The sequence below is a fragment of the Burkholderia sp. AU27893 genome, from assembly GCF_002223205.1.
Classification (GTDB): Bacteria; Pseudomonadota; Gammaproteobacteria; order Burkholderiales; family Burkholderiaceae; genus Burkholderia.
The window spans coordinates 1,534,367-1,561,273 of the sequence record NZ_NKFD01000004.1 but is presented as its reverse complement, the minus strand read 5'-3'; the positions used below and the strand labels follow the sequence as shown (position 1 = coordinate 1,561,273).

The following is a 26,907-nucleotide window of genomic DNA, read 5'->3' as shown; positions in this document are numbered from 1 at the left end:
GCACGCACGGCATCCACGACAATCAGGAACGGGGCACCTTTCCATGACAATCAGGATCGATCGGGCGGCGCGCGTGCGCGGCGCAGGCAACGGCCCGTTTGAACGCGTGACCGACGAAACGGGGCGCGGCGTGACGTGCCGCTGCAAGGCGCAGTCGACGATCGACGTGTCGTTCCATCAGTCGCGTCCTTGAGGTGAACGCAATGGTGTCGGGATCCAGCCGCACCGACGCGCAGCAGACGGAAATGCTGATCGCGAAGGGCGTCGTCTTTACCATCGTCGGTACGTGCCTGCTGATCGGCACTGCCCTGTACGCGCAGTCGACACGCGAATTCCTGCGGACGTCGGTCGTCGTGCCGGGGCGGGTCATCAGGCTGAACGCCGGCCCGCATCATCCGGAGATCGCGTTCACGACGCTCGCGGGCGAGCATGTCGAATACCCGCAGGGCGGCTCGGTCAGCGAGGAGGACGGTGCGACCGTCGAGGTGCGTTACGCACCGGACGCGCCCGCGATGAGCGCGCGGTTGAATACGTTCGGCGCGATCTGGGGCGACGTCCTGATGATAGGCGGGATGGGCGTTGTCTTTTTCCTGGGTGGCCTCGGTCAACTGCGCTCGGGCCTGCGCGCGTGGCGCCGTGGACGCAAGCGGACGTGACCGTGTGAGCCTGTTGCACCACGACTGGACGTCGCACGGAATGTGGAGGAGCATTTCATCACCACGGTGCCGTGAACGTGCACGCATCATCGCCGCGCGTTCGCGCCGCATCGAATCCTGCCGAACCCCATCGAGCGGAACATCATGAAATCCGATCAAGACACGGCCGAGCCGATCCTGTTGCGCGACGCGCACGACGGCGTCGTCACGCTGCGGCTGAACCGTCCGCAGCAATTCAATGCACTGTCCGAGGCGATGCTGGCGAGCCTGCACGATGCGTTCGAGTCGCTGGCGGCCGATCCGCACGTGCGCTGCGTCGTGCTGGCCGCGGAGGGCACGGCGTTCTGCGCGGGCCACGACTTGCGGCAGATGCGCAGCCAGCCCGAACTCGATTACTACCGCACGCTGTTCGCGCAGTGCAGCCGCGTGATGCTTGCGATGCGTGCGTTACCGGTGCCGGTGATCGCGCGCGTGCAGGGCATCGCGACGGCCGCCGGCTGCCAGCTCGTCGCCGCGTGCGACCTGGCGATCGCGGCCGATACTGCGCGCTTCGCGGTATCGGGCATCAACGTCGGGCTGTTCTGTTCGACGCCGGCTGTCGCATTGAGCCGCAACGTCACGGCGAAGCGCGCATTCGACATGCTCGTGACAGGGCGCTTCGTCGACGCGGCGACGGCCGCCGCATGGGGCCTCGTCAACGAGGCCGTGCCCGAGGATGCGCTCGACGCGGCCGTCGCGCGCAAAGTCGCGGAGATCGTCGCGAAGAGCCCGGCCGCGGTGCGGTATGGCAAGCAGATGTTCTATCGCCAGCGCGAGTTGCCGCTCGACGAAGCCTATGCGTTTGCGGGCGACGTGATGGCGCGCAACATGATGGAGGAGGATGCGGGCGAAGGGATCGACGCGTTCCTCGAGAAGCGCAAGCCGACGTGGCGTTCGTAGTGCGTTGAACGAAGCGGAAGGGCCGTCACCCACGCCTTGCGCTCGCACGGAAAAGCAAACGGGCCGCCCGAGGCGACCCGCAACCGACACGCACGTCAGGCGACGCAACAGCGCGTGCGCCGCCGCGTCCAAGCTGATCAGCGCCCGTAGCTGCCGGTCCGCAGCGTCGGCTGCTCGCTCGACGCGCCCGGCGGCACGATCACGACCGGCACGCGGCGGGCGAGCGCGCACATCAGCTCGTAGCCGATCGTGCCGCTGGCTTCCGCCACGTCATCCACCTTTACCTGGTCGCCCCACAGCTCGACACTCGACCCAATGCCCGCGTTCGGGCATGGCGTCAGGTCGACGGTCAGCATGTCCATCGATACGCGGCCGACGACGCGCGTCATCACGCCGTCCACCGCGATCGGCGTGCCGGTCGGTGCGTGGCGCGGATAGCCGTCCGCATAGCCGCACGCGACGACGCCGATCCGCATCGGCCGGTCGGCCGTGAAGCGGCGGCCGTAGCCAACGGTCTCTTCCGGCGACAGCGTCTGCACACCGATGATCTTGCTCGTCAGCGTCATCGCGGGCATCAGCGGCGTGTCGGCGATACCCCGCGACGCACCCGTCGGCGACGCACCGTACAGGATCGTGCCCGGCCGCACCCAGTCGCGGTGCGCGCGCGGATGCCACAGCACGGCGGCCGAATTCGACGTCGAGCGCTCGCCGGGAATCCCCGCCGTCGCCGTATCGAACTGGTCGAGCTGCCAGTCGACTTCGCCTTCGTCGGCGTTCGCGAAATGCATCATCAGCGTGATCTTGCCGATCGACGGCGCGCTCGCCGCGCGCTCCCACGCGGCGCGGAACACGGCGGGGCGGTAGCCGAGCCGGTTCATCCCGGAGTTCATCTTGAGCTGGATGTCGATCGGTTGCTGCGGCTTCGCCGCGATCAGCAGGTCGAGCTGCTCGTCGCAGTGCACGGCCACCGTCAGGCGGTGGCGATCGGCCAGCTCGACGTCGGCCGGCTCGAAGATCCCTTCGAGCAGCAGCACCGGCTTGTCCCAGCCGAGTTCGCGCACGCGCACGGCTTCGTCGAGATCGAGCAGCGCGATGCCGTCGGCGGTGGCGAGGCCCGGATAGATCCGCTCGATGCCGTGACCGTACGCATTGGCCTTGATCACGGCCCACACGCGCGATTGCGCGGCGGCGCGGCGGATGAAGTCGAGGTTGTGGCGGACGGCGTCAGGGCGGATATGGGCGACGATGGGACGGGGCATGGCGATGTCTCGGATCGGATGTCGTTCGGCGCGCGCGGCGGCGCGGGTTCGGCGGCCTGGCGCGACAACGCGTCGGGCCAGTGTTGAGCGCTATCTTATTGGTGTTCGACCAGTTTTAATTAACGTTTTTGTCGACGATTTGGTGGAAATTTTGGTGTCGAACCACGCGCGTCGCGGCTGTCGGCGGGCCGTGCAGCCGAGTCTCCCGTCTAGAAAACCGGTGCGCGAACAGCACGACGCAATGCTAAGCTCTCGGCGATCTTGTCATTGATCAATGTAATCATAAAGGAGGAGACTTTTGATGACGACGTCCCAGCTGTGCCTGTTCATCGTGGCGCTGTTGCCGTTCTCGATGACGTTTCTCGCGAAGGCCCGCAAGGGCTACGACAACCGCACGCCGCGCGACTACCTGGCGAAACTCGAAGGCTGGCGCGCCCGCGCGCAGGCCGCGCACCAGAACGGGTGGGAGGCGCTTGCGCTGTTCACGGCCGCGCTGGTGGTGGCATGGCACAACGGTGCGAACGTGCATCGCGTCGACCAGCTGGCGATGGCGTTCGTCGCGATCCGCGTCGTCTACATGCTCATGTACCTGCTGAACTGGGCGTCGCTGCGTTCGCTCGTGTGGTTCGGCGGGATGGCGTGCGTGGTCGCGTTGTTCTTCGCTGCGCCGTAAGCGGCGCATGCGGGCGAGGCCGGCGCGTTACTTGCCGGTCGCGCCGCCGGTGCCGCGCACGCGGCTGTCGTTGGATGCGGGCGCAACGATCGGGCCCGCGATCGGCGCGGCTGCCGCTTCCGCGTGGGCTTCCGCTTCGCGGCGCAGGAACGCGATCAATGGATCGAGCAGCCGGTGCCGCGTCGACGGGTTGCGGCGCAGCACGAAGCGCCACGACGCGGCGCGTTCGAGGCCCGGCCTCAGCGGCACGAGGCGCCCGCTGCGCAGCTCGGGTTCGATCAGCGGCGCGCGGCCGAGCGCGATGCCCGCGCCCCCGACCGCTGCGCCGATGACCTGGCTGAAACTGCTGTAGCGGACGATCTTCGTCTCGAAGTCGCCCGGCAGGCCGAATTCCGTGGACCAGTTGCGCCAGTCGATCTCGGGGCTGTGCTCGTGCATCTCCTGCAGCAGCCGGGAGCGGCACACGTTCACGGAGGCAAACGGATGCAGTTCGGGGCTGCATACCGGGAACACCGTTTCCTGCAGCAGGATGTCGTCGTCGGCCTGCAGCCGGTGCGCGGGCACGTGCACGATCGCCAGATCGACGCCGCTGCGCGCGAAATCCGGTTCGTCATCGAGCACGACGGCATGCAGCGGCGTGTCGGGATGAAGCGACGAGAATTCCGCGAGGCGGCGGGCGAGCCACATTGCCGAAAACGGCGCGTTGGCGGATACGGTGAGCCGTTGCGCGGTGCCGCGAATGTCGGCACAGGCGTCGGTCAGCCGCGACAGCGCATCGCTGACGGCCGGCAGCAGGCGTGCGCCGGCAGGCGTGAGGCTGATGCCGCCGAGCCCCGTGCTGCGTTCGAGCAGCCGCGCGCCGAGCGATTCCTCGAGCGCGCGAATCTGGTGACTGACCGCACTCGTCGACACGTTCAGCTCCGCCGCCGCGCGCGCGAATCCGCCGAGGCGGACGGCCGCCTCGAAAGCTCGCAATGCGCTGAGGGGAGGGAGGTGCGACATGCGGGGTATTGTAGTTGACTCAACACCCGTTGAAAAATCATCTTTTGCCGCGCACGGGCCGCGCGGGTAGCCTCGATCCGGTCAAGAAAAATCATCATCGGACACCACCGGAGGGCTTCATGTATTTCGACCGACGACTATGGGCAATGATGGCGGGACTGCGCTGGCGGGTGGCCGCGGCCGTCGCGCTCGGCCTGCTCGCGATGGGTGTCGGGATCCTGCGTTTCGTCTTTCTCGGCCGCGTGCTGGCGCTGGTCTTTGCCGGTGCGCCGGCACGCAGCATCGGCGAAGCCGTCGTTGCAACGGCGGCCTGCGTGTTGCTGCGCGCGTGGCTCGACCATCGCCGCACGGTGCTTGCGCAGCACACGGCCGGGCGCGTGCAGGCCACGCTGCGCGCGCGGCTGTTCGACCGGATCGCCGCGCTCGGCCCCGCGTGGTTCAGCGGCGAACGCACGGGCGGCGTGATGCTGGCCGTCGTGGACGGCGTCGAGCAACTGCAGACCTTCTTCGGCACCTATTTGCCGCAGCTCGTGATCGCCGCGTGCGCGCCGGTGATGATCTTCGCGGTGCTCGCGTGGTGGGACGTGCCGACGGCCGCGATCCTGCTGGTCGCGGCACTCGTCACGCTCGCGCTGCCGCAACTCGTGCATCGCGCCGACAAGCGTGCGGCGCTCGCGCGCTCGGCCGCCTTCAAGGCGTTCGGCGAGGAGTTCCTCGACGCGGTGCAAGGCCTGCCGACGCTGAAGGCGTTCGGGCAAAGCACGGCATTCGGCGCGAAGCTGGCCGCAAAGGCGCGCGCGCTGTCCGACAGCACGTTCTGGGTGCTCGCGCTCGGCCTGCTGACGCGGCTCTTCACCGATCTCGGCACCGGCCTCGGCGCGGCCGCCGCGATCGCCGTCGGCGCGTGGCGCGTGCGGCACGGCGACATGAGCCTCGAGGCGCTGCTGATCGTGCTGATGGCCGGCAGCGAGATCTTCCGGCCGCTGCGCGACCTGCGTGCCGTGCTGCACCAGGGGATGATCGGCCAGTCGGCGGCGAATGCGATCCACGCGCTGCTCGACGCGCAGCGTCATGCACCGGCCACCGACGCGCCGCGCGTCGCGGGCCTGCGGCCCGAGATCGCGTTCGACGCCGTCAGCTTCGCGTATCCGGGGCGCCGCGCGGACGCGCATGCGGCGCTGAGCTTCTCGGTGCGCGAAGGCGAGACGGTGGCGATCGTCGGGCCGAGCGGCGCGGGCAAGTCGACCATCGTGCGCCTGCTGTTGCGCCAGCACGATGCGCAGGGCGGCGCGATCCGCATCGGCGGCCACGACGTGCGCACGCTCGATGCCGGCCAGGTGCGCGAGATGATCGCGGTCGTCGCGCAGGACGCGACGCTGTTCGACGGCAGCGTGGCCGACAACCTGCGGCTCGGCCGCCCCGACGCGAGCGACGCGGACATGATCGCTGCCGCTCGCGCGGCCAACGCGCACGATTTCATCTCGGCGCTGCCCGACGGCTACGCGACGCGCATCGGCGAACGCGGGCTGATGTTGTCGGGCGGCCAGCGCCAGCGTCTCGCGATTGCCCGCGCGCTGCTGCGCGATGCGCCGATCCTGCTGCTCGACGAGGCGCTGTCGTCGGTCGATGCGGAGAACGAAGCGCTGATCCAGCAGGCGCTCGACCGGCTCACGCGCGGGCGGACCACGCTCGTGCTCGCGCACCGGCTGTCGAGCGTGATCGGCGCCGACCGCATCCTGGTGCTCGATCAGGGGCAAGTGGTCGACGAAGGGACGCACGCGGCGCTGATCGCGCGTGACGGCCCGTATCGCCGGCTGATGGGGCCGCAACTGGAAGCGGTCGCCGAATCGGTCGGCGTGGCAGCAACGGCCGGCGCGACCGCGCGCGCGTCGTCGGGCCCGCAAGTGCGGCCGCTGAACGACGATGCGGCCGAGATCGGCTGGCCGGAAACCCTGCGGACGCTGCTGCGCTTCGTGCGCCCGTGGACGGGCAAGGTCGTGCTGACGGTGCTGTTCGGGATCGGCCGCGTGCTTGCATTCATCGGCGTCGGCGTGATCGGCGCGCTGGTGGTCGGTGCGGTACCGAGTGGCCACGTGAGCCCGGCGCTCGTCACCGCGCTGCTCGTGATCGCGCCGGTGGCGGCCGTGCTGCACTGGCTCGAATCGTGGCTCGCGCACGATATGGCGTACCGGCTGCTCGCGGAAATGCGCATCGCGCTGTTCGCGACGCTCGAACGTCTCGCGCCGGCCGGGCTGCTGCGTCGTCGTTCGGGTGATCTCGTGTCGCTCGCGACGCAGGACGTCGAGACCGTCGAGTATTTCTATGCGCACACGCTGGCGCCCGCGTTCGTCGCGGTGCTCGTGCCGGCCGCCGTGCTGGTGCTGCTCGCGTCGGTCGCGTGGCCGCTCGCGCTCGTGCTGCTGCCGTTCCTGTTGTGGGCCGGGCTTGCGCCGGTGCTGGCGCGGCGCGACGTCGACCGGCTCGGCACCGGCGCGCGAGAAGCGCTCGGCCAGCTCGGCGCGCACCTGACCGAAACGATCCAGGGGCTCGCGGAACTGACCGCGTTCCAGGCCGTTGCACGCCGGCGCGCAGCGTTCGTGGCCGAAGTCGATGCGTATCGCAAGCAGCGCGCAAAGCTGCTCGACGATCTGTCGGCGCAAAGTGCCGCGCTGGAAATCGCGAGCGGGCTCGGCGGGCTGGTCGTCGCGGCGCTCGGCGCGCTGCTGTGCGCACGCGGCTGGTTTCCGCGCGAGTCGTTGCCGCTGCTGGTGCTGGTGGCGGTGGCCGCCTTCATGCCGGTGGCCGAAATCGGCCAGGTCGCGCGCCAGCTCGCCGACACGATCGCGTCGACGCGACGCTTGCGTGCGCTGGAGAAGGAGCCGGTGCCGGTGACGGACGGCACGCATGCGATGCCTGCCGATCCGGCGGTGCGGTTCGAGGCCGCGTCCTTCACGTACCCAGGCCGCAGCGTGCCCGCGATCGACCGCGTGAGCTTCGACGTGCCGCCCGGCAGCACGGTCGCGCTGGTCGGGGCGTCGGGCGCCGGCAAGTCGACGGTCGCGAGCTTGCTGCTGCGCTTCTGGGATCCGCAGCAGGGCCGCGTGACGCTCGGCGGCGTCGACCTGCGCGACTTGCGGCTCGACGACCTGCGCCAGCACATCGCGCTGGTTGCGCAGGATACCTATCTGTTCAACGACACGCTCGAAGCGAACATCCGGCTCGCCGCGAACGATGCGTCCGACGCCGACGTGCAGCGTGCGATCGACCATGCGGCGCTCGGCGACTTCGTCGCGCGGCTGCCGGACGGGCTCGCGACGCGCGTCGGCGAGCGCGGCGTGCAGCTGTCGGGCGGCCAGCGCCAGCGTGTCGCGATTGCGCGTGCGTTCCTGAAGGATGCGCCGGTGCTGATCCTCGACGAAGCGACGTCCCATCTGGACACGCTCAGCGAGCAGCAGATTCGCGCGGCGCTGGAAGACCTGATGACGCAGCGCACGTCGATCATCATCGCGCACCGGCTGTCGACCGTGCGCAATGCCGACCTGATCCTCGTGATGGAGCACGGCAGCGTGATCGAGGCCGGGCGGCATGCGGACCTGATGGCGCGGCAGGGCGCGTATGCGCGGCTCGTGTCGCATCAGGCGAGCGGGGTGGCGGCGTAAGCGACGCGGCATCGGCGGCGCGCGGCCGGCCGGCGGGGCCGCGCGCTTTCCGCAATATCCGTTGAACCGCGCCGGCGACTGCCGGCATCGCGCGGCGGCCGCTGCGGCAACGCGCCGTGCGTCGAAGCGCCGACGATCGGTGCTGATAAACGGGCTGCCGACGGACTACCAATGGGCCGACGAGCGCACGGGCGACAGCGGACGACGCCGATCGGCTGCGCCGCCGTTCTCCTCTCTCGCGTGATCCCCGGGACGGCAAACCCTCCCGGCCAGACCGCAGCCACCGCCCACTGACCGCCCACTGCCCGTCAGACGCCACCTTCGGCCGGCGCACCCCGATCCGGCCCGACCGCTTCCTCCCGCCGGGCCACACCCCCTTTCCTCCGATTGATCCGGCCCGCGCGCCGCGGGTTTGTCTCGATGCATTTCCCCGTTGCGGTTTTTTTTGTTGTCGTAGTATCGCCATTGACAACACTTGTTGCACTAAGGTCTAATTCGACATCGCATGTTGCGGTGCGGCTTGATGTCGTCGTTCCGCCGGCCGTCTGGCTGGTCACATCGCTCAATCATGCGGAGAGAAACCATGAGTCGCCGTTCCTTCCTGAAAGCCGTCGCGGTCGTTGCCGCGCTCGGCGCCAGCCTCGCGCACGCGGATACCAAGACGCTCGTCGTCGGCACCGACACGTCGTTCATGCCGTTCGAGTTCAAGCAGGGCGACAAGTACGTCGGCTTCGATCTCGACCTGTGGGCGGAGATCGCGAAGGACCAGGGCTGGAAATACACGATCCAGCCGATGGATTTCGCGGGCCTGATCCCGGCGCTGCAGACGCAGAACATCGACGTCGCGCTGTCGGGCATGACGATCAAGGAGGAGCGCAAGAAGGCGATCGACTTCTCCGCGCCATACTACGACAGCGGCCTCGCGGCGATGGTGCAGACCGGCAACACGACGATCAAGTCGATCGACGACCTGAACGGCAAGGTGATCGCCGCGAAAACCGGCACCGCGACGATCGACTGGATCAAGGCGCACCTGAAGCCGAAGGAGATCCGCCAGTTCCCGAACATCGACCAGGCCTACCTCGCGCTCGAAGCCGGCCGCGTCGATGCGGCGATGCACGACACGCCGAACGTGCAGTTCTTCGTGAACAACGAAGGCAAGGGCAAGGTGAAGGTCGCGGGCCAGCCGGTCAGCGGCGACAAGTACGGCATGGGTTTCCCGAAGGGCAGCCCGCTCGTGCCGAAGGTCAATGCATCGCTCGTGAAGATCCGGGCCGACGGCCGTTACGCGCAGATCTACAAGAAGTGGTTCGGCGCCGAACCGCCGAAGATGTGAGCGTGACGCCGCAACAGCGCGCGGCCGGGCGGCCGCGCCGGTCTTGAATCGAACGGGGAGCGACAAGTGAATTTCGATTGGTCGGCGATCTGGGCGGCGTTGCCGGACCTGATGGACGGGGTCCGGTTGACGGTGTTCATCGCATTTTTCGGGCTGGTGGGCGGCTTCGTCGTCGGGATGGTCGCGGGCATGTTCCGCGCATACGGACCGAAGGCGATGAACGTGCTCGCCCAGGTTTATATTGAATTGATCCGCGGCACGCCGATCGTCGTGCAGGTGATGTTCCTGTATTTCGCGCTGCCGCTGCTCGCGCATATCCGCATCGACGGCCTGACGGCCGCGATCATCGCGATCACGGTGAATTCCGGCGCGTATCTCGCGGAAGTGGTGCGCGGCGCGCTGCTGTCGATCCCGAAGGGGCTGACGGAAGCCGGGCTCGCGATGGGCTTGTCGATGCCGCGCGTGCTGCTGAAGATCGTCGGGCCGCTCGCGTTCCGGCGGCTGATTCCGCCGCTCGGCAACCAGTGCATCGTAAGCCTGAAGGACACGTCGCTGTTCATCGTGATCGGCGTCGGCGAACTGACGCGCAAGGGGCAGGAAATCATCGCGGGCAATTTCCAGGCGGTCGAGATCTGGAGTGCGGTGGCCGTTATCTACCTGATACTGACCGGCGTGATGACGCTGACGCTGCGGCTCGTCGAAAAGCGGATGAAAATCTTATGAGCATGATCGAATTCCAGAACGTGTCGAAGAGCTTCGGCCACGTGCCGGTGCTGAAGAACATTGACCTGAAGATCGACGCAGGCGAGGTGGTCGTCGTGGTCGGCCCGTCGGGTTCGGGCAAGTCGACGATGTTGCGCTGTATCAACGCGCTCGAGAAAATCACCGGCGGCGAGCTGCTCGTCGACGGCCAGAGCGTGCGCGGCAACGCGACGACGATCCGCAACATCCGGCTCGAAGCCGGCATGGTGTTCCAGCAGTTCAACCTGTTTCCGCAGATGACCGCGCTCGAGAACGTGATGTTCGGGCCGATCCAGGTGCGTGGCGCGTCGCGTGCCGACGCGCGCGACCAGGCGATGGCGCTGCTCGACAAGGTCGGCCTCGAATCGCGCGCGAATCATTACCCGTCGGAGCTGTCGGGCGGCCAGCAGCAACGCGTCGCGATTGCGCGCGCGCTCGCGATCCGGCCGCGGCTGATGCTGTTCGACGAGCCGACCTCGGCGCTCGATCCGGAATTGCGCCACGAAGTGCTGAAAGTGATGCAGGATCTCGCGACCGAAGGGATGACGATGATCGTCGTCACGCACGAGATCGGCTTTGCGAAACGGGTCGGCACGCGCCTGCTGTTCATGGATCAGGGCGGCATCGCCGAGGACGGTCATCCGGTCGAGCTGATCGACCGGCCGCCGACTCCGCGCCTGAAGGAATTCCTGAAACACGTGTCCTGAACGAAAACGAAATACCGACATGCCGCTTTCCCTTTCCCCCGTCATCGCCGGCGCGCCGTTCGACATCGGCGTGCGCCTCGGCGAGCTTGCCCGCCCCGTATTCGATGAATACATGCAGCAGAGCAGCGCGTGGCAGGCCGTGCGCCGCTGGCGCGGCCATCCGTTCGTCGCCGCGCTGCGGCAGGCTGCGCTGGCCGCGTATCCGGAGCTCGTCGCGGAGCTGGACGGGATCGCGGCGGGTGTCGGCTGGCCGGCCGAGGACATCTTCTTGTGGAACTGCCGCGGCGAGCTGATCCACAACGCGCCGGACGGCTGCACGACGCTTGCCGCGCGCGACGCGGCCGGCGCACGCTGGATCGCGCACAACGAGGACGGCGACCCGTACCTGCGCGAGCGCTGCCTGCTCGTCGACGTGCAGCCGGCGGGCAAGCCGGGCTTCATCAGCTTCTATTACCCCGGCTCACTGCCGGGCCATACCTTTGCGGCGAACCGCGCGGGCATCGCGCAGGCGATCAACAACCTGCGGATCCGCACGCCGGCAGCGGGCGTGCCGCGCATGATCCTCGCGCGCGCGGTGCTCGATGCCACGTCGCTCGACGCGGCGGCCGACGTGCTGCGTAGCCATGCGCGCGCAAGCGGCTTTCATCACACGCTGGGCGCGACCGGCGATGCGCGGCTGCTGAGCATCGAGGCAAGCGTCGCGCGCTGTTCGGTGATCGACGTCGCGCGGCTCGCGGGGCATGCGAACCATCTCGTGCATCCCGGCTGCGACGCGCAAGCGCAGATCGTCACGCAATCGTCGGCCGACCGCCAGCGCCGCGTCGACGCGTTGACGCCCGCCATCGACGCGATCGACGAAGCCGCGCTGCTGCGCGTGCTCGGCGATCGCGCGCCGCAAGGGCTGCCGATCTACCGCGACGATCCGGCCGACCCCGACGACGAGAACACGCTGGCCACGGCCGTGTTCGCGATCGGCGCGGCATCGATCGATTTCACTCTTCACCAACACGGCACGCAGCGTTTCGCGACGCGCATCGTGCCGTCCGGGCGCGCGCACGACGCGTCCTGATCCATGAGGCAACGCATGACGACCGTTTTCCATCGCGCACCGCGCGCCACCTTGCCCGTTGCCGTCGCAGGCGACGGCATCGAGATCATCGATTCGACCGGCAAACGCTATATCGACGCGTGCGGCGGCGCGGCCGTCTCGTGTCTCGGCCACAGCAACCCGCGCGTGATCGACGCGATCAAGCGGCAGGCGCAGCAACTGGCGTACGCGCACACGTCGTTCTTCACGACCGACGTGGCCGAAGAACTGGCCGACCGGCTCGTCGACGCCGCGCCGGCCGGCCTCGAACACGTGTATTTCGTGTCGGGCGGTTCCGAGGCGGTCGAGGCCGCGCTGAAGCTCGCGCGCCAGTATTTCGTCGAGAAGGGCGAGCCGCAGCGCCGCCATTTCATCGCGCGGCGCCAGAGCTATCACGGCAACACGCTCGGCGCGCTCGCGATCGGCGGCAATGCGTGGCGGCGCGAGCCGTTCCTGCCGCTGCTGATCGAGGCACACCACGTGAGCCCGTGTTATGCGTACCGCGACCAGCAGGCGGGTGAAACCGACGAAGCGTATGCGCAGCGCCTCGCGGACGAGCTCGAACGGAAGATCGTCGAACTCGGCGCGGACAACGTCGCGGCGTTCGTCGCGGAGACGGTGGTGGGCGCAACGGCCGGCGCGGTGCCGCCGGTGCGCACGTACCTGAAGAAGATTCGCGCGGTGTGCGACAAGTACGGCGTGCTGCTGATCCTCGACGAGATCATGTCGGGGATGGGCCGCACCGGCTACCTGTACGCGTGCGATGAAGACGGCGTCGCGCCCGACCTGCTGACGATCGCGAAAGGGCTCGGCGCGGGCTACCAGCCGATCGGCGCGACGCTCGTCAGCGACCGCATCTACCGGACGATCGTCGACGGCTCGGGTTTCTTCCAGCATGGCCACACGTACCTCGGCCATGCGACCGCGTGCGCGGCCGCGCTCGAAGTGCAGCGCGTGATCGCCGAGGAGAAGCTGCTCGACAACGTGAAGGCGCGCGGCGAGCAACTGCGCGCGTCGTTGCGCGAGCATTACGGCGCGCATCCGCATATCGGCGACGTGCGCGGCCGCGGGCTGTTCGTCGGCATCGAGCTCGTGCGCGATCGCGACAGCAAGGCGACGTTCGATCCGGCGCTGAAGCTGCATGCGGCGGTCAAGCGCGAAGCGATGCAGCGCGGCCTGATGGTGTATCCGATGGGCGGGACGATCGACGGCGTGCACGGCGATCACATCCTGGTCGCGCCGCCGTTCATTTGCACCGCGCAGCAGATCGATACGATCGTCGAGCGGCTGTCGGGCGCGATCGGTGCGGCGCTCGCGTCGGCCGGCGCGTGACCGTATTCGTCGAACCTTGTCAGGACTTCGCCATGACCAACAGATTGCCTCCGTTCGATCCCGCATCGGCCACCGATGAACAGAAGGCCGTGCTGGCCGACATTCTCAGCGGCCCGCGCGGCAACCTGAACGGGCCGTTTCTCGGCTGGATCGCGAGCCCCGAGCTGGCGCAGCACGCGCAGAAGCTCGGCGCGTTCTGCCGCTATCGCACGGGCCTGCCGCTGCGCCTGTCGGAACTCGCGATTCTCGTGACGGCCGCGCGCTGGCGCTCGCAGGCCGAGTGGCACATCCACCATCCGATCGCACTCGACGCGGGCGTGCCGGCCGCGACGGCCGATGCGATCCGGCGCGGCGTCGCACCCGCATTCGAGTCGGACGACGATGCGCTGATCCATGCATTCGCGAGCGAGCTGTACGACACGCGGCGCGTGAGCGATGCGACGTTCGCACGGGCGCAAGCGCGCTTCGGCCACGAAACCGTCGTCAATCTCGTTGCGTTGCTCGGCTACTACGCGCTCGTCGCGATGACGCTGAACACGTTCGGCATGCGCGCGCAAGGGCAGACCGAACTGCCGTTTCCGGAGTGATGCCCGCGCGTTGATCGTGCCGGAGCAGCGGAAGCGATACGTCTGACGAACGTGTTGCCGACCTGTTCCGGCACAATGCAACCAAATGTATTCGTGCGGGATCGACGGCCCATCGCCGCGTATGATGGCTTGTTCACGTCGATATGAGCGGTGAGCAAGCATGACGAGTACCCGCAAAACCTTGATGATCGCCGGTGGGCTCCTGGTAGCCGCCGCCGGCACTGCCTACGTGATGCTCCTGCGTGCGGATCACCGCGCGATCGAGGATGCCGGCATCGGCGATTCGGCCGCGCCCGTTGCCGCGGCGCCCGCAGGCAACGATCACGCGGTGCAGGGCACCATCGCGCCGCCGGCCCCGGCCGCGGCGATGGCATCGAAACAGGCGGCTGTCGCGCCGCCGCCCCCCGCACCGGCGGCTGCTGCGCCGGCCGAAACCGCGCGCGTCAGTGCAGCGCCGGCCGTGCCGGTTGTCAGCGACAAATCGCAGCCGGTGACGAAGCCGAGCGCGCCGCCGCCGAAGGTCACCGTCGTGACCGTCGATGCGCAGGATTCGACCCCATCCGCACCGGCGCCAGCCGCCAAATCGGTTCAGCAGGCCGCACCGGCTCCGGCGCCCGCGCAGGTCACGCAACGCGCGGCGCGCAAGCGCGACGGCCTTGAACGCCACGCCGCCGCCGCACCCTCCGCAACGAAATCCGAAACGCCGGAGACGGCCGCGCTCGTCAGGGAATCGGCGAAACTCGACCCGTCGTTGCCACCGCCGTCGATGTCATCGGTATCGTCGATGTCGGCGGGCACCGGTTCGTACCGGCAGGGCAGTTCGTCATCGGGTGCGAATCCGGTTGCCGCCGCGATGACCGAGCAACTGGTCAGGCAGTCGAGCAGTTTCAAGTCGACGGCGCCAGCGCCAGCGGACGGCGGCCCGACTGCGACCAAGTAACCGCGAACGCCTTCGGCATAAAAAGGACCCCGCATGCCGACCAAAGCATGCGGGGCCAAGAGAGACAAACTGTTGTGCCGGCGGGCTGACGCGCGTTACGCGGCGACGGCTTCCTCGGCCTGCGGCTGCGCGGCGGCAGCCGGCGCAACGTCCTGGCGGATCAGGTGGTCGAATGCGCCGAGCGATGCCTTCGCGCCTTCGCCCACGGCGATCACGATCTGCTTGAACGGCACCGTCGTCACGTCGCCGGCCGCGAACACGCCCGGTACCGACGTCGCGCCGCGCGCATCGACGACGATCTCGCCGTGCTTCGACAGTTCGACCGTGCCCTTCAGCCATTCGGTGTTCGGCACGAGGCCGATCTGCACGAACACGCCTTCCAGGTCGATGCGCTGCGTGTCACCCGAGCGCAGATCCTTGTAGACGAGCCCGTTCAGCTTGCTGCCGTCGCCGGTCAGCTCGGTCGTTTGCGCCTGCGTGACGATCGTCACGTTCGGCAGGCTGCGCAGCTTGCGCTGCAGCACTTCGTCCGCGCGCAGTTGCGCGCCGTATTCGATCAGCGTGACTTCCTTCACGATGCCGGCGAGGTCGATCGCGGCCTCGACGCCCGAGTTGCCGCCGCCGACCACCGCGACGCGCTTGCCCTTGAACAGCGGGCCGTCGCAGTGCGGGCAGTACGCGACACCGCGGTTGCGGTATTCGCGCTCGCCCGGCACGTTGATTTCACGCCAGCGCGCGCCGGTCGCGAGGACGATCGTCTTCGCCTTCAGCACCGCGCCGTTCGCGAGGCGGATCTGGTGCACGTCGCCCGGAATCAGCGCATCGGCGCGCTGCACGTCCATGATGTCGACGTCGTACTGCTTCACGTGCTGTTCGAGCGCGGTCGCGAACTTCGGCCCTTCGGTTTCCTGCACCGACACGAAATTCTCGATCGCCATCGTGTCGAGCACCTGGCCGCCGAAACGCTCGGCCACGACACCCGTCGCGATGCCCTTGCGCGCCGAGTAGATCGCGGCCGCCGCGCCTGCCGGGCCGCCGCCGACGATCAGCGTATCGAACACCGGCTTGGTCTCGAGCGACTTCGCGGCACGTGCGCTGGCGCCCGTATCGAGCTTCGCGAGGATTTCCTTCACGCTGCTGCGGCCCTGGCCGAACGAGGCGCCGTTCAGGAACATCGTCGGCACGGCCATGATCTGGCGCGACTCGACTTCACCCTGGAACAGCGCGCCGTCGATCGCGACGTGACGGATGCGCGGGTTGATCAGCGACATCACGTTCAGCGCCTGCACGACTTCCGGGCAGTTCTGGCACGACAGCGAGAAATACGTCTCGAACGCGTAGTCGCCGTCGAGCGCGCGGATCTGTTCGATCACGTCGTCGTCGAGCTTGATCGGATGGCCGCCCGTCTGCAGCAGCGCGAGCACGAGCGACGTGAATTCATGGCCCATCGGGATGCCGGCGAAGCGGATGCCGGCCGGCTTGCCGGGCTCGCCGATCGAGAACGACGGCTTGCGCTCGGCGTCGTCGCGGCGTTCGGTCACGGTCACGCGATCCGTCAGCGACGCAATCTCGTTCAGCAGCGCCAGCAGTTCCTGCGATTTCGCGCTGTCGTCGAGCGAGGCGACGAGTTCGATCGGGCGCGTGATCTTTTCGAGGTACGCTTTGAGTTGGTTCTTGAGATTGGCGTCGAGCATGGCGTTTCGGATTCCGTATTAATGATTCTGGTCGGGCACGTCGTGCCGGAGGAGGGCGCGGGCCGCATGCCGCGGCGGCCCGTCATCGGGAGGCTCGCGCGCCTCGTGCGAGGCGCGCGGCGCGATCGTCAGATCTTGCCGATCAGGTCGAGCGACGGGGTCAGCGTTTCCGCACCCGGCGTCCACTTGGCCGGGCACACTTCACCCGGGTGCGCCGCGATGTATTGCGCCGCCTGCACCTTGCGCAGCAGTTCGCCTGCGTCGCGGCCGATGCCGTTGTCGTGGATTTCGCACAGCTTGATCTCGCCTTCCGGGTTGATCACGAACGTGCCGCGCAGGGCCATCCCTTCTTCCTCGATCAGCACGTCGAAGTTGCGCGACAGCGTGAGCGTCGGGTCGCCGATCATCGGGTACTTGATCTTGCCGATCGTGTCCGACGTGTCGTGCCATGCCTTGTGCGTGAAGTGCGTGTCGGTCGACACGCCGTAGATTTCGACACCCAGCTTCTGGAATTCCGCGTAACGGTCGGCGAGGTCGCCCAGCTCGGTCGGGCAGACGAACGTGAAGTCGGCCGGGTAGAACACGACGACGGACCACTTGCCCTTGAAGTTCTCTTCCGAGACGGGCACGAATTCGCCGTTGTGGTAAGCGGTTGCCTTGAACGGCTTGATTTGAGTGTTGATGATCGGCATCTGGACAATTCCTTTTCGTCAGGGGTGAGTGGAGTGTTGCCAGTATCCGGGTTCACCCTGAGCTTGTGAAATTGCTTGTTTCAATCCGGGGCATCAGGAATTTCTATCTGCTTCCGGCCCTTGATTGGCAGGGGGGCGGGGGAGGTCATTGACGCGCGGGTGTGTGGACGAGCGGTAACCGGGCGGAGATGCGGCGAGCGGGAATGCGCAGAAAGTCAAAAGCCGCGGTGGGTCGGCTCCAGGCGGCACCGAAGGTCGTCAGGGGCGCGTTCACCACTCCGAGCGCAAGTCTTCCTGGGTGACGGCATTGCACCCCTTCCAGAGGCCGAACACATTGTCAGCAAGTGTCCGGTTCCGTAGCGCGATGTAGGCGTCGATCGCGTCCCGGACGACCTCGGCTGAGGATCTGTTCTGGTGCGTGGCGATGCGGGTCAACGCGGCATGCTGGTCATCCGATAGATCGACTGGAATGCTGTCCATTTCAACCTCCGTGACGGGACACGACCATCGTGGCGATCCGGTCGGCCAAGTGCAAGTGCGCGGCACGTCCGATGCGAATGCGGCTTCCCGATTCGGCCGGTTGTCGGAGCGGCGTCTTCGTGCTCCGCTCAAATCCCCGCCATCTTCCTCAGCCACGCCGCCAGCCGCCTGGCCCCGTCCGGCATGTCCGCGTCCTCGCGCGTGCACAGGTAGTAATCGCGCCCGTCGTCGAGCGCGTGATCGAACAGCTTCACGAGCTCGCCATTCGCCAGCTCGCGCTCGACCAGCGGCGCGCGCAGCAAGGCCGCGCCGAGATCCGCGCGCGCGGCGCTCAGCGTGAGCTGGCCGTCCTCGAACATCGGGCCCACCGCATGCGACACATGCTTGACGCCCGCGCCCTGCAGCCAGTTGACCCACGTGCTGCGATCCTCGTCGTGCACGAGTGGGGCGCGCGCGAGATCGGCCGGCGTGCGAAACGGCCCGTGGCGCTTCAGGAACGACGGGCTGCACATCGGCACCATCGCGCCCGGCAGCAGCCGTTCGCAGCGGTAGCCGGGCCAGTCGCCGGTGCCGAAGCGGATCGACAGGTCCGATGCGTCGCTGCGGTAGTTGCGGTGATGCGCGTACAGCACGGTCACGTCGACATCCGTGTTGTCGGCCAGGAACGCGTGCAGCCGCGGAATGAACCAGCCGATGCCGAGCAGCGGAATCAGGCTGACGGTGATCTGCCGCAGCGACGAGCGGTCGCGCACGAAGCGCGTCGCACTGCGCAGCACCGAGAACGCGGCGCTGATCGAGCGGTAGTAGTCGCGGCCTTCGTCCGTGAGCGCGAGCAGCCGACCCTCGCGCACCGTCAGCGGCGTCTGGATGAACGCTTCGAGCAGTTGCAGCTGATGGCTGACCGCCGACGGCGTGATGTCGAGCTCGCCCGCCGCGGCCGTGACCGACCCGAGACGCGCGAACGCTTCGAACGCACGCACCGCGCGCAGCGGTGGATCGTGCGGTAATTGTTCGATATTTTTCATGTATCGAATTTTATCGAAAAGTCAGGGTAAGCGACAACACAAAAATATCCCGTGTTTACAGTGGTGTGCGTTAATGTGTCGGGAACGGCATAAGCATCCAACAATTGGATATTTGGGGTTTGGGTGCTGAATATTTAATATTTTTCATGTTTTGATTCGACTCACCGATCCCCCACACATGAAAATCGCCTTTCTTCTCGCCAGCCTCGCATTCTCGGCGGCCGCCCTGGTCGCCTCCGTTCCCGCGTTCGCACAATCCGCGCCGCAGACCGTCCTGATCGGTCTCGCTGCGCCGCTCACCGGCCCGTCCGCGCGGATCGGCAAGGATCTGCAGAACGGCGCGCAACTCGCGATCGACGACGCGAACGCGAAGCATCCGACCATCGGCGGCAAGCCGGTCGTCTACAAGCTCGTCGCGGCCGATGATCAATCCGATCCGCGCACGGCCGTCGCGGTTGCGCAGCAGCTCGTCGACCAGCACGTGATCGGCGTCGTCGGCCACTGGAACACGGGCTGCAGCGTGCCGGCGTCGCGGGTCTACCGCGATGCGGGCATCCCGGAGATCGCGCCGGCGTCCACCGGCCATCAATACACGCAGCAGGGCTACGCGACGGCCTTCCGCATCATGGGCCACGACGATGCGGGCGGTAATTTCACCGGCGCGTATGCGGTGAAGACGCTGAAGGCGAAGCGCATCGCGGTGATCGACGATCGCACGTCGTTCGGCTCGGGCCTGGCGGACCAGTTCATCAAGGGCGTGCAGGCGAACGGCGGCACGATCGTTGATCGCCAGTACGTGAACGACAAGACGACCGACTTCAGCGGCGTGCTGACCGCGATCAAGGGCAAGCGCGCGGATCTCGTGTTCTTCGGCGGCCTCGATGCGCAGGCCGCGCCGATCTCGCGCCGGATGCGTCAGCTCGGCGTGAACGCGCCGCTGCTCGGCGCGGGCGGCTTCGTGAGCCAGACCTTCCTGTCGCTGGCCGGCAAGGACGGCGACGGCGTGACCGCGCTCGAACCGGGCCTGCCGCTCGACCGGATGCCGGGCGGCAAGGCGTTCGACACGCAATACCAGGCACGCTTCCGTGCGCCGATCGAGCTGCATGCGCCGTTCGCGTACGACGCGGCCGCCACGCTGATCGCGGCCGCGCAGAAGGCCGGTACGACGCAGCCGGCGAAACTGGTCGCGGCGGTGCGTGCGATCGACCGGCCCGGCGTGACGGGGCGGATCGCGTTCGACAACGCAGGCAACCTGAAGGACCCGGCCTTCACGATCTACCAGGTGCGCAGTGGCAAGTGGGCCGTCGTCGACGTGCTCGGCGGCTCGCGTACCGCGACCAAGTAAGCGACCCATCGCGACAGAGCACGACACCGCGATAAGACAACCAAGACGATCCCCATGACCGAAGCCACCCAGACATCCGCCGCCGCACCCGAGGACACGCGCCTCGGGATCCTCGCGCGGCGCCGCATCGAAGCGGAAATCATCAAGCCGATCTACGAGATCATGAAGCGCGAGTTCGGCGCCGAGCGCGCGCAGGCCGTGATCGCGGAAGCCGTGCGCGGTGCGGCAGTGGAGGCCGGCCGCACGTTCGCCGCGCAGGAACCCGGCGGCACGAGCGTGAAGTCGTTCATCGCGCTGCAGGTGTTGTGGGAGAAGGACGATGCGCTCGACGTCGAGGTGCGGCGCGCGGACGACGCGCATTACGACTACGACGTGCATCGCTGCAGCTATGCGGAGATGTATCACGCGATGGGGCTCGGCGAGATCGGACACCTGTTGAGCTGCGCGCGCGACAGCTATTTCATCCAGGGCTATGCGCCGGACATCGCGCTCACGCGGACGAGCACGATCATGCAGGGCGGCAAGCGCTGCGATTTCCGTTACGCGCTGCAGGCCGCGCCGGAGAACGGCGATGCGTGACGACACCACGATTGCCGAACGCGTGAGCGCGCCGCGCGTCGACGGCGCCCGCCTGTGGGCGTCGCTCGAGCGGATGGCGCAGATCGGCGCGACGCCGAAGGGCGGCGTCTGCCGCCTCGCGCTGACCGATCTCGATCGCGAGTCGCGCGACCTGTTCGTGCAGTGGGCGCAAGACGCCGGCTGCACGGTGCGCGTGGACCGGATGGGCAACGTGTTCGCGCGCCGCGCGGGGCGCAACCCCGACGCCGCGCCGGTCATGACCGGCTCGCACGCCGATTCGCAGCCGACGGGCGGCCGCTACGACGGCATCTACGGCGTGCTCGGCGGGCTCGAGGTCGTGCGCGCGCTGAACGACGCGGGCATCGAGACCGAGCGCCCGATCGACGTCGTGATCTGGACCAACGAGGAAGGCTCGCGCTTCGCGCCGGCGATGGTGTCGGCCGGCGTGTTCTCGGGCGTCTATACGCTCGAATACGGGCTGTCGCGCACCGATGGCGCAGGCAGGACGATCGGCGAGGAACTGGCGCGGATCGGCTACGCGGGCGCCGAGCCCGTCGGCGGCTATCCGGTGCATGCGGCGTACGAACTGCATATCGAACAGGGCGCGATTCTCGAACGAGCCGGCAAGACGATCGGCGTCGTGACGGCCGGGCAGGGGCAGCGCTGGTACGAGGTGACGCTCACCGGTGTCGACGCGCATGCGGGCACGACGCCGATGGAATTCCGCCGCGATGCGCTGGTCGGCGCCGCACGGATGATCTCGTTCGTCGAAGTGCTCGGCCGCCGTTACGCGCCGTACGCGCGGGCGACCGTCGGTATGATCGAGGCTCGGCCGAACTCGCGGAATACCGTGCCGGGCGGCTGCTTCTTCACGGTCGAATTCCGTCATCCCGATGACGCGGTGCTCGACGAGCTCGACGCGACGCTGCGCGCGGAACTCGCACGGGTGGCCGACGAAACGGGCCTCGGTGCGCAGATCGAGCAGATCTTCACGTATGCGCCGATTCCGTTCGCGCCGCGTTGCATCGACACGGTGCGTGAGGCGGCGCAGGCGCTCAGGCTGTCGCACATGGATATCGTGTCCGGCGCCGGTCATGACGCGTGCTATGTCGCGCGCGTCGCGCCGACGGGGATGATCTTCGTCCCGTGCGTCGACGGGCTGAGCCACAACGAAGCCGAAACGATTACGCCCGAGTGGGCGGCGGCGGGCGCCGACGTGCTGTTGCGTGCGGTGCTGCGGAGCGCGCAGGAAAGCTGAACCGGAGTGTGACGGTAGTGGTCCGGCGGGAGCATCCGCGCCAGGCTGCGCCGGTCAATGCCTGACGATGCGAACGCGTGGGTTGCGTCGTCAGGCGCCCGGCGAATGCCGATCGATGTACCGCCGCATCACATGAAACGCGAGATCGGTGCGCTCCGGAATCGTGATCGTCGCGTCATCGGCTGCGAAGCCGAGTTTTTCATAGAACCGGTACGCGGATTCGCGTGCCGTACACCACACGAGTGCGGCCCCGTGTGCTTCCGCGTGCCGTACGCAGACCTGCACCAGCACACGCCCGAAGCCCATGCAACGGACGGCAGGATGGACGGCCATCCCGCGAAGCCGCCACGCCGGTCGCGCGGGATCGTCTTCGCGCACCTCCTCGCAGATCGACGCAACCGCGACGATGCCCGACGAATCACGGACGCCAACGTGCAGCGTCGTCGGCGCATGGTCGCCGGCCAGGTCGCACGCGTTCAGATCGTCGTTCAGCAGGATCATCGCGCGGAGCGGGTGCGTCTGCGCGGCATCGATCGGCGCGATGGTGAACAGCGTGTCGCCTGACGTCATCAATCTTCCTCGAGTCATTCGATTCAGCCGCGCGTTACTGAGCGGCCTTGCGCCGCGCCATATACGCGAGATACGCGACGATCTGGTCGAGCTCGCGGTCGCTCAGCTGGTCGGGCGGAAACGCCGGCATGCTGCGGCCCGGCCAGTCGCGCACCGACGCCGGGTTGCGGATATAGCGGCGCAGCGCGGCGGGCTGGAAGTAGTCGACCGGGTTCATCGGCGTGTTCAGGTCGGGGCCGGCGTGGCTGCTGCCCGCGCCGTCGAGGCGGTGGCACGCGAGGCATTGCGTGACGAACAGGCGCTGGCCCGCGCGAGCCGGATCGTTCGCGGGTAGCGCGGCATCGACGGCGAGCGACGGCCAGCGCGCGAGCGGCGACGATTCGATCGTGATGCGCACGATCTGGTACGGCCACTGCTCGCCGCGCACCGACGACGCGTCCGGCCCGAGCCAGACCAGGTAGAACGGCCCGGCGCTGACCTGTTTGCCGGGCAGCTTCGGCCATGGATGCGCCGGATCCTCGATCGCGAGCCACGGAATGGCGCCGGCCTGCGGGCGGCGGCGCACGAGATCCAGCGGCAGTTGCGCGGCGAAGCCGTCGGCGGCGCGGGTTTCGAGCACGCCGTCGGCCGGCAGCGTGTCGCCGAGCAGGTCGGCGAACGGCACCGCGCGGAACGTCATCGGCCGGCCGTACGCGATGTCGCGCGGCACGTGGATGTCGGCGGCATCGGGGCGCGCGAGCAGCGTCTGCCGGGTGAGGGCGCGGGCCGTGCCGTCGGTCTCGAGTTCGAGCGCGGACTGGGCCGACGCGCGTTGTCCGATCAGGCAAACCGTCAGCAGCAAAAGCAAAAACCACCGGCGCTTCAGCATTCGTTCTCCGGGAAAGGGCGTTCCGGCGGCGACCGGAGTGGCTGGCCGCGGCCGATGGAAGGAATCGGGCGACAGTCTATCCGGTACGCGCGGCGCTGGCGACTGCGGCGCGGGGATGGGGGCGGCGGTCATGATCGGGCCGTCCGGCGGCAGCGCGGCTGGCGGCCGGCCCGCGAGAGGGAGGCAGCATTGCGGGGCGAGGTTTGAGCACGAAGGAGCGGAAGAGGCGGAAGAGGCGGAAGAGGCGGAAGAGGCGGAAGAGGCGGAAGAGGCGGAAGAGGCGGAAGAGGCGGAAGAGGCGGAAGAGCCGGGGTGAGCGCATGCCGGCCCGCCGCGTCCACGGCGATCGCGCTACAGAGCCACCGTCAATGACTCGAACAAGTCACTTCGTTCTTCGGCAACGGCATTTCGTGCGCCGGGTCGAAATCGGCTTCGCGCGTGCCTGACGGCGTCAACGACACGAAATGCATCGCGGTGCCGCTTCCGGGGAAGCCGGCGATACCGGTCAACCCCCACGGAATCGGCGACCGCTGCACGCCGCTCGCTGAAATGTTCGCCGGCCCGAGCGCCAGCGTCAGCAGCCGCCCGTCGCGGATCGGTACGTACGCATGCGAGCCGGACACCCCGATACCGGATTCGCGCACCGACGCCGGCAGGCAGTCGAGCGTCGCCGTGCGGCGGCCGTCCGGCGCGATCAGCATCGCGACGCCGCGATCGTCCGCCGTCGTCGTGACGACGATGAAGCGGTCGATCTCCGGCACGTAAGCCGACGAATACACGTAGTACTGGATCGCGTCGTTCAGCGTCCCCAGCTTGTCCAGCTTCGCCGTGACGGGGTCGAACATCGCGTATTCGAGCGTCGCGTCCGTGCTGCCCTCGATGTATTTCTGCCAGACGAGCAGCGCGGTGTGCGGCGAGCCCGCGACGACGGGCCACCACTCGCGGCGGCGCGGCGCGACCGCGACATGGTTCAGCACGCGCCCGGCCGCGTCATAGGTTTTCACGTACACGCCGTTGCCGGTGCCGAGGTTGTCGACGCCGCCGCCGTCGACCCAGTCGGCGGAATAGAACACCACGAAGCGGTCGGCCGCCGTGGCGACATGCCCCGAGTGGCCGCCCGATTCGACGTCGTTCGGGTAGGGCTTGATCGGCTTCAGGTCGCGGCGGTAGACGCCGTAGCGCTGGCTGACTTCCTGCGGCGCGTTCCAGCCGTCCTCGAACGTGACGAAGATGTCGCCGCGCGCGTTCTGCGCGATCGACACGGGCTCCTGCGCCTCGGGGCGGCTGATGAACGTGTGGACGTGCAGCAGGTTCGGCTTGCCGGGCAGCCATTCGCCGACGTACACGTCATGCGGCCAGCTGCCGCCGCGCATCGCGCCGCGCGGCACGGTTCCCGAGCTGCTGAAGAACACCCAGCGCTTGCCGTTGCCGGCGTCGGCCACGCCGATGCCGTGCATGAAGCTGCGCGGATCGACGGCCGGGCGAGATGAAGGCGCGCCCTGCACGGTGACCGTATGCACGGCCGGCGTGGCGGCGAAGGCGGGCGGCATCGCCGTGACGATGCCGCATGCGCCGCACAGCACGGCCGCGACGCACTGCGCGACCGACTGTGCCGGGCGCGTTCGTCCCTTCATTCGACGGTCACCGATTTCGCGAGGTTGCGCGGCTTGTCGACATCGGCGCCGCGCGCGCAGCCGACGTGATAGGCAAGCAGCTGCAGCGGAATCACGTTGACGATCGGCGACAGCACGTCGCCCGATTCGCGCACGCGGATCAGGTGCGTGTCGCGGTCGGCGTCGATTCCGAGCTGGTCGCCGGCCAGCACGTAGAGCCGTCCGCCGCGCGCGCGTACCTCGGCCATGTTGGATTTCAGCTTGTGGAACAGGCGGTCGTCCGGCGCGATCGTGACGACCGGCATCGCGCTCGTGACGAGCGCGAGCGGGCCGTGCTTCAGTTCGCCGGCCGCATAGCCTTCCGCGTGGATGTACGACACCTCCTTGAGCTTCAGCGCACCCTCCATCGCGATCGGGAAATGAATGCCGCGCCCGAGGAACAGCGCATTCTCGGTGCGCGCGAACTTCGTGGCCCAGCCCATGATCTGCGTTTCGAGCGCGAGTGCATGGCCGATGCGCTCGGGCAGCGCATGCAGCTGCTTCAGGTGCAGCGCGACCTGCTTCGCGTCGAGCCGGCCGCGCAGCTGTGCGAGCGTCAGCGTCAGCACGAACAGCGCGACGAGCTGCGTGGTGAACGCCTTGGTCGACGCGACGCCGAGCTCGATGCCGGCCCGCGTCAGGAACCGCAGCGGCGCGTTGCGCGCGATCGTGCTGGTCGCCACGTTGCAGATCGCCATCGACAGTGCCTGGCCCATGTCGCGCGCCTGCTCGATCGCGCCGATCGTGTCGGCCGTCTCGCCCGATTGCGAAATGCCGACGACGAGCGTGCGCGGATCGGGTACCGTCTCGCGGTAGCGGAATTCACTGGCGATCTCGACCTGGGCGGGCACGCCCGCGATGGCCTCCAGCCAGTACTTCGCGGTCAGCCCCGCGTAGTAGCTGGTGCCGCAGCCGAGCAGCAGCACGTTCCTCACTCGCGACAGCAGCGCGCGCGTGTCGTCGGTCGCGTCGAACAGCGCCGGCGAAATCGTGTCGATGCCGTCGAGCGTGCTGGCGATCGCCTTCGGCTGCTCGAAGATCTCCTTCTGCATGAAATGCTGGTACGGGCCGAGCGCGGCGTCGCCTTCGCGCGCCTTCACCTGGCACAGCGGGCGCTGGGCCTCGTGCCCGCCCGAGTCGACCACGGCGATCCGGTCCGGCGTGATCAGCGCGACGTCGCCGTCTTCCAGGTAGACGAAGCGGTCGGTCAGGTCGCCGAGCGCCGCGCAGTCCGACGCGAGGTAGTTCTGTTCGGCGCCGATGCCGATCACGAGCGGCGAGCCGGCGCGCGCGGCGACGAGGCGCTGCGGCTCCTTCGCGCTCAGCACCGCGATCGCGTACGCGCCATGCAGCCGCTTGACGGCGCGCACGACGGCGTCGAACAGGTCGTCGCGATAGAGGCTGTGGATCAGGTGCGCGATCACCTCGGTGTCGGTCTGGCCGCGAAACGTATAGCCGCGCTCGCGCAGCTCCACGCGCAGCGCGTCGTGGTTCTCGATGATGCCGTTGTGCACGACCGCGATCGTGTCGCCCGACATGATCGGATGCGCGTTCATTTCGGACGGCGCGCCGTGGGTCGCCCAGCGCGTATGCGCGATGCAGGTTTGCGCTTCGAGACCCAGCGTCAGCACGCGGGCCTGCAGGTCGGTCACGCGCCGCAACGTGCGTTCGCTGCGCAGGCGGCCGTCGTCCTGTACGGCAATGCCGCACGAATCGTAGCCGCGATACTCGAGCCTGCTCAGCGCATTGACCAGTTGCGGCACCTGATTGTTCAGGCCGCTTGCTCCGACGATTCCGCACATGATTCACCTCGTCCACAAAAGGTT

At 68.1% G+C, this 26,907-nt stretch carries 26 protein-coding genes; 16 read left to right on the top strand and 10 right to left on the bottom strand.

Annotation, left to right across the window (positions count from 1 at the left end):
• Nucleotides 1-43 precede the first annotated feature (43 nt).
• The 3 genes from CFB47_RS41290 to CFB47_RS26810 all read left to right on the top strand — a co-directional run bounded on the left by CFB47_RS41290 (nucleotide 44) and on the right by CFB47_RS26810 (nucleotide 1,595).
• Nucleotides 44-193, top strand: a complete 150-nt coding sequence (locus CFB47_RS41290) for a hypothetical protein (protein ID WP_179258986.1) — start codon at nucleotides 44-46, stop codon at nucleotides 191-193.
• A 10-nt stretch (nucleotides 194-203) separates the two neighbouring features.
• A complete protein-coding gene (locus CFB47_RS26815; RefSeq protein WP_089462833.1) occupies nucleotides 204-656 on the top strand; it encodes a DUF3592 domain-containing protein in 453 nt (150 codons plus the stop codon).
• Between the two features lie 144 nt (nucleotides 657-800).
• Entirely contained in the window at nucleotides 801-1,595 is a 795-nt protein-coding gene (locus CFB47_RS26810) for an enoyl-CoA hydratase (RefSeq protein ID WP_089462832.1), read from the top strand.
• Between the two features lie 137 nt (nucleotides 1,596-1,732).
• Here CFB47_RS26810 and alr read toward each other — a convergent pair whose 3' ends face one another.
• Nucleotides 1,733-2,854: an alanine racemase gene (gene alr, locus CFB47_RS26805; RefSeq protein WP_089462831.1), complete on the bottom strand. Its 1,122-nt coding sequence runs from the start codon at nucleotides 2,852-2,854 to the stop codon at nucleotides 1,733-1,735.
• Nucleotides 2,855-3,155: 301 nt separating this feature from the next.
• Here alr and CFB47_RS26800 point away from each other — a divergent pair, with 301 nt between their 5' ends.
• On the top strand, nucleotides 3,156-3,527 hold the full coding sequence (locus tag CFB47_RS26800; protein ID WP_089442817.1) for an MAPEG family protein: 372 nt from the start codon (nucleotides 3,156-3,158) through the stop codon (nucleotides 3,525-3,527).
• Between the two features lie 27 nt (nucleotides 3,528-3,554).
• On the opposite strand, the gene CFB47_RS26795 is transcribed toward CFB47_RS26800, so the two are convergent.
• Nucleotides 3,555-4,529 (bottom strand): LysR family transcriptional regulator, encoded by a 975-nt coding sequence (locus tag CFB47_RS26795; RefSeq protein ID WP_089462830.1) that lies wholly within the window; start codon nucleotides 4,527-4,529, stop codon nucleotides 3,555-3,557.
• A gap of 119 nt (nucleotides 4,530-4,648) precedes the next feature.
• Here CFB47_RS26795 and CFB47_RS26790 point away from each other — a divergent pair, with 119 nt between their 5' ends.
• The 8 genes from CFB47_RS26790 to CFB47_RS26755 all read left to right on the top strand — a co-directional run bounded on the left by CFB47_RS26790 (nucleotide 4,649) and on the right by CFB47_RS26755 (nucleotide 14,918).
• Nucleotides 4,649-8,188: an ABC transporter ATP-binding protein gene (locus tag CFB47_RS26790; protein WP_089462829.1), complete on the top strand. Its 3,540-nt coding sequence runs from the start codon at nucleotides 4,649-4,651 to the stop codon at nucleotides 8,186-8,188.
• Between the two features lie 583 nt (nucleotides 8,189-8,771).
• Nucleotides 8,772-9,524: a glutamine ABC transporter substrate-binding protein GlnH gene (gene glnH, locus CFB47_RS26785; RefSeq protein WP_089462828.1), complete on the top strand. Its 753-nt coding sequence runs from the start codon at nucleotides 8,772-8,774 to the stop codon at nucleotides 9,522-9,524.
• Nucleotides 9,525-9,590: 66 nt separating this feature from the next.
• Nucleotides 9,591-10,247, top strand: a complete 657-nt coding sequence (glnP, locus tag CFB47_RS26780) for a glutamine ABC transporter permease GlnP (protein ID WP_089462827.1) — start codon at nucleotides 9,591-9,593, stop codon at nucleotides 10,245-10,247.
• Entirely contained in the window at nucleotides 10,244-10,972 is a 729-nt protein-coding gene (gene glnQ, locus CFB47_RS26775; protein ID WP_059455259.1) for a glutamine ABC transporter ATP-binding protein GlnQ, read from the top strand. Before glnP ends, glnQ begins: the two co-directional genes overlap by 4 nt.
• 19 nt (nucleotides 10,973-10,991) lie before the next feature.
• Nucleotides 10,992-12,041 (top strand): C45 family peptidase, encoded by a 1,050-nt coding sequence (locus CFB47_RS26770; RefSeq protein WP_089462826.1) that lies wholly within the window; start codon nucleotides 10,992-10,994, stop codon nucleotides 12,039-12,041.
• A gap of 15 nt (nucleotides 12,042-12,056) precedes the next feature.
• A complete protein-coding gene (locus CFB47_RS26765; RefSeq protein WP_089462825.1) occupies nucleotides 12,057-13,391 on the top strand; it encodes an aspartate aminotransferase family protein in 1,335 nt (444 codons plus the stop codon).
• 32 nt (nucleotides 13,392-13,423) lie between these two features.
• Entirely contained in the window at nucleotides 13,424-13,978 is a 555-nt protein-coding gene (locus CFB47_RS26760) for a carboxymuconolactone decarboxylase family protein (protein ID WP_089457971.1), read from the top strand.
• Between the two features lie 160 nt (nucleotides 13,979-14,138).
• Nucleotides 14,139-14,918, top strand: a complete 780-nt coding sequence (locus tag CFB47_RS26755) for an extensin (protein ID WP_089462824.1) — start codon at nucleotides 14,139-14,141, stop codon at nucleotides 14,916-14,918.
• A gap of 95 nt (nucleotides 14,919-15,013) precedes the next feature.
• Here CFB47_RS26755 and ahpF read toward each other — a convergent pair whose 3' ends face one another.
• The 4 genes from ahpF to CFB47_RS26735 form a co-directional block, all read right to left on the bottom strand.
• Nucleotides 15,014-16,612: an alkyl hydroperoxide reductase subunit F gene (gene ahpF, locus CFB47_RS26750; RefSeq protein ID WP_089457973.1), complete on the bottom strand. Its 1,599-nt coding sequence runs from the start codon at nucleotides 16,610-16,612 to the stop codon at nucleotides 15,014-15,016.
• 128 nt (nucleotides 16,613-16,740) lie between these two features.
• Nucleotides 16,741-17,304 (bottom strand): alkyl hydroperoxide reductase subunit C, encoded by a 564-nt coding sequence (gene ahpC, locus CFB47_RS26745; protein ID WP_034179823.1) that lies wholly within the window; start codon nucleotides 17,302-17,304, stop codon nucleotides 16,741-16,743.
• Between the two features lie 270 nt (nucleotides 17,305-17,574).
• The gene (locus CFB47_RS26740; RefSeq protein WP_089462823.1) at nucleotides 17,575-17,784 is read right to left on the bottom strand and encodes a hypothetical protein; all 210 of its coding nucleotides are present in this window, start codon (nucleotides 17,782-17,784) and stop codon (nucleotides 17,575-17,577) included.
• A 128-nt stretch (nucleotides 17,785-17,912) separates the two neighbouring features.
• Complete coding sequence (locus tag CFB47_RS26735) at nucleotides 17,913-18,809, bottom strand: LysR substrate-binding domain-containing protein (protein ID WP_089442808.1); 897 nt, start codon at nucleotides 18,807-18,809, stop codon at nucleotides 17,913-17,915.
• Nucleotides 18,810-18,987: 178 nt separating this feature from the next.
• Between CFB47_RS26735 and CFB47_RS26730 the strand changes: the two genes are divergently transcribed.
• From CFB47_RS26730 to CFB47_RS26720, 3 genes are read left to right on the top strand one after another with little or no spacing between them, the layout of a single operon-like run.
• Nucleotides 18,988-20,154, top strand: a complete 1,167-nt coding sequence (locus tag CFB47_RS26730) for a branched-chain amino acid ABC transporter substrate-binding protein (RefSeq protein WP_089462822.1) — start codon at nucleotides 18,988-18,990, stop codon at nucleotides 20,152-20,154.
• Between the two features lie 54 nt (nucleotides 20,155-20,208).
• Entirely contained in the window at nucleotides 20,209-20,733 is a 525-nt protein-coding gene (locus CFB47_RS26725) for an L-2-amino-thiazoline-4-carboxylic acid hydrolase (RefSeq protein WP_089462821.1), read from the top strand.
• Nucleotides 20,726-21,991, top strand: a complete 1,266-nt coding sequence (locus CFB47_RS26720; RefSeq protein WP_089462820.1) for a Zn-dependent hydrolase — start codon at nucleotides 20,726-20,728, stop codon at nucleotides 21,989-21,991. The genes CFB47_RS26725 and CFB47_RS26720 overlap by 8 nt, the downstream gene beginning before the upstream one ends.
• A 90-nt stretch (nucleotides 21,992-22,081) precedes the next feature.
• Here the strand turns inward: CFB47_RS26720 and CFB47_RS26715 are convergent, their stop codons facing one another.
• Both CFB47_RS26715 and CFB47_RS26710 read right to left on the bottom strand, forming a co-directional pair.
• Nucleotides 22,082-22,561: a GNAT family N-acetyltransferase gene (locus CFB47_RS26715; protein ID WP_089462819.1), complete on the bottom strand. Its 480-nt coding sequence runs from the start codon at nucleotides 22,559-22,561 to the stop codon at nucleotides 22,082-22,084.
• A 34-nt stretch (nucleotides 22,562-22,595) separates the two neighbouring features.
• On the bottom strand, nucleotides 22,596-23,429 hold the full coding sequence (locus CFB47_RS26710; protein WP_089462818.1) for a cytochrome c: 834 nt from the start codon (nucleotides 23,427-23,429) through the stop codon (nucleotides 22,596-22,598).
• A gap of 130 nt (nucleotides 23,430-23,559) precedes the next feature.
• Here CFB47_RS26710 and CFB47_RS26705 point away from each other — a divergent pair, with 130 nt between their 5' ends.
• Nucleotides 23,560-23,745: a hypothetical protein gene (locus CFB47_RS26705; protein ID WP_143330870.1), complete on the top strand. Its 186-nt coding sequence runs from the start codon at nucleotides 23,560-23,562 to the stop codon at nucleotides 23,743-23,745.
• Between the two features lie 49 nt (nucleotides 23,746-23,794).
• On the opposite strand, the gene CFB47_RS26700 is transcribed toward CFB47_RS26705, so the two are convergent.
• The gene (locus CFB47_RS26700; RefSeq protein WP_089462816.1) at nucleotides 23,795-25,063 is read right to left on the bottom strand and encodes a hypothetical protein; all 1,269 of its coding nucleotides are present in this window, start codon (nucleotides 25,061-25,063) and stop codon (nucleotides 23,795-23,797) included.
• On the bottom strand, nucleotides 25,060-26,883 hold the full coding sequence (gene glmS, locus CFB47_RS26695) for a glutamine--fructose-6-phosphate transaminase (isomerizing) (protein WP_089442801.1): 1,824 nt from the start codon (nucleotides 26,881-26,883) through the stop codon (nucleotides 25,060-25,062). Before glmS ends, CFB47_RS26700 begins: the two co-directional genes overlap by 4 nt.
• Between the last annotated feature and the right edge of the window lie 24 nt (nucleotides 26,884-26,907).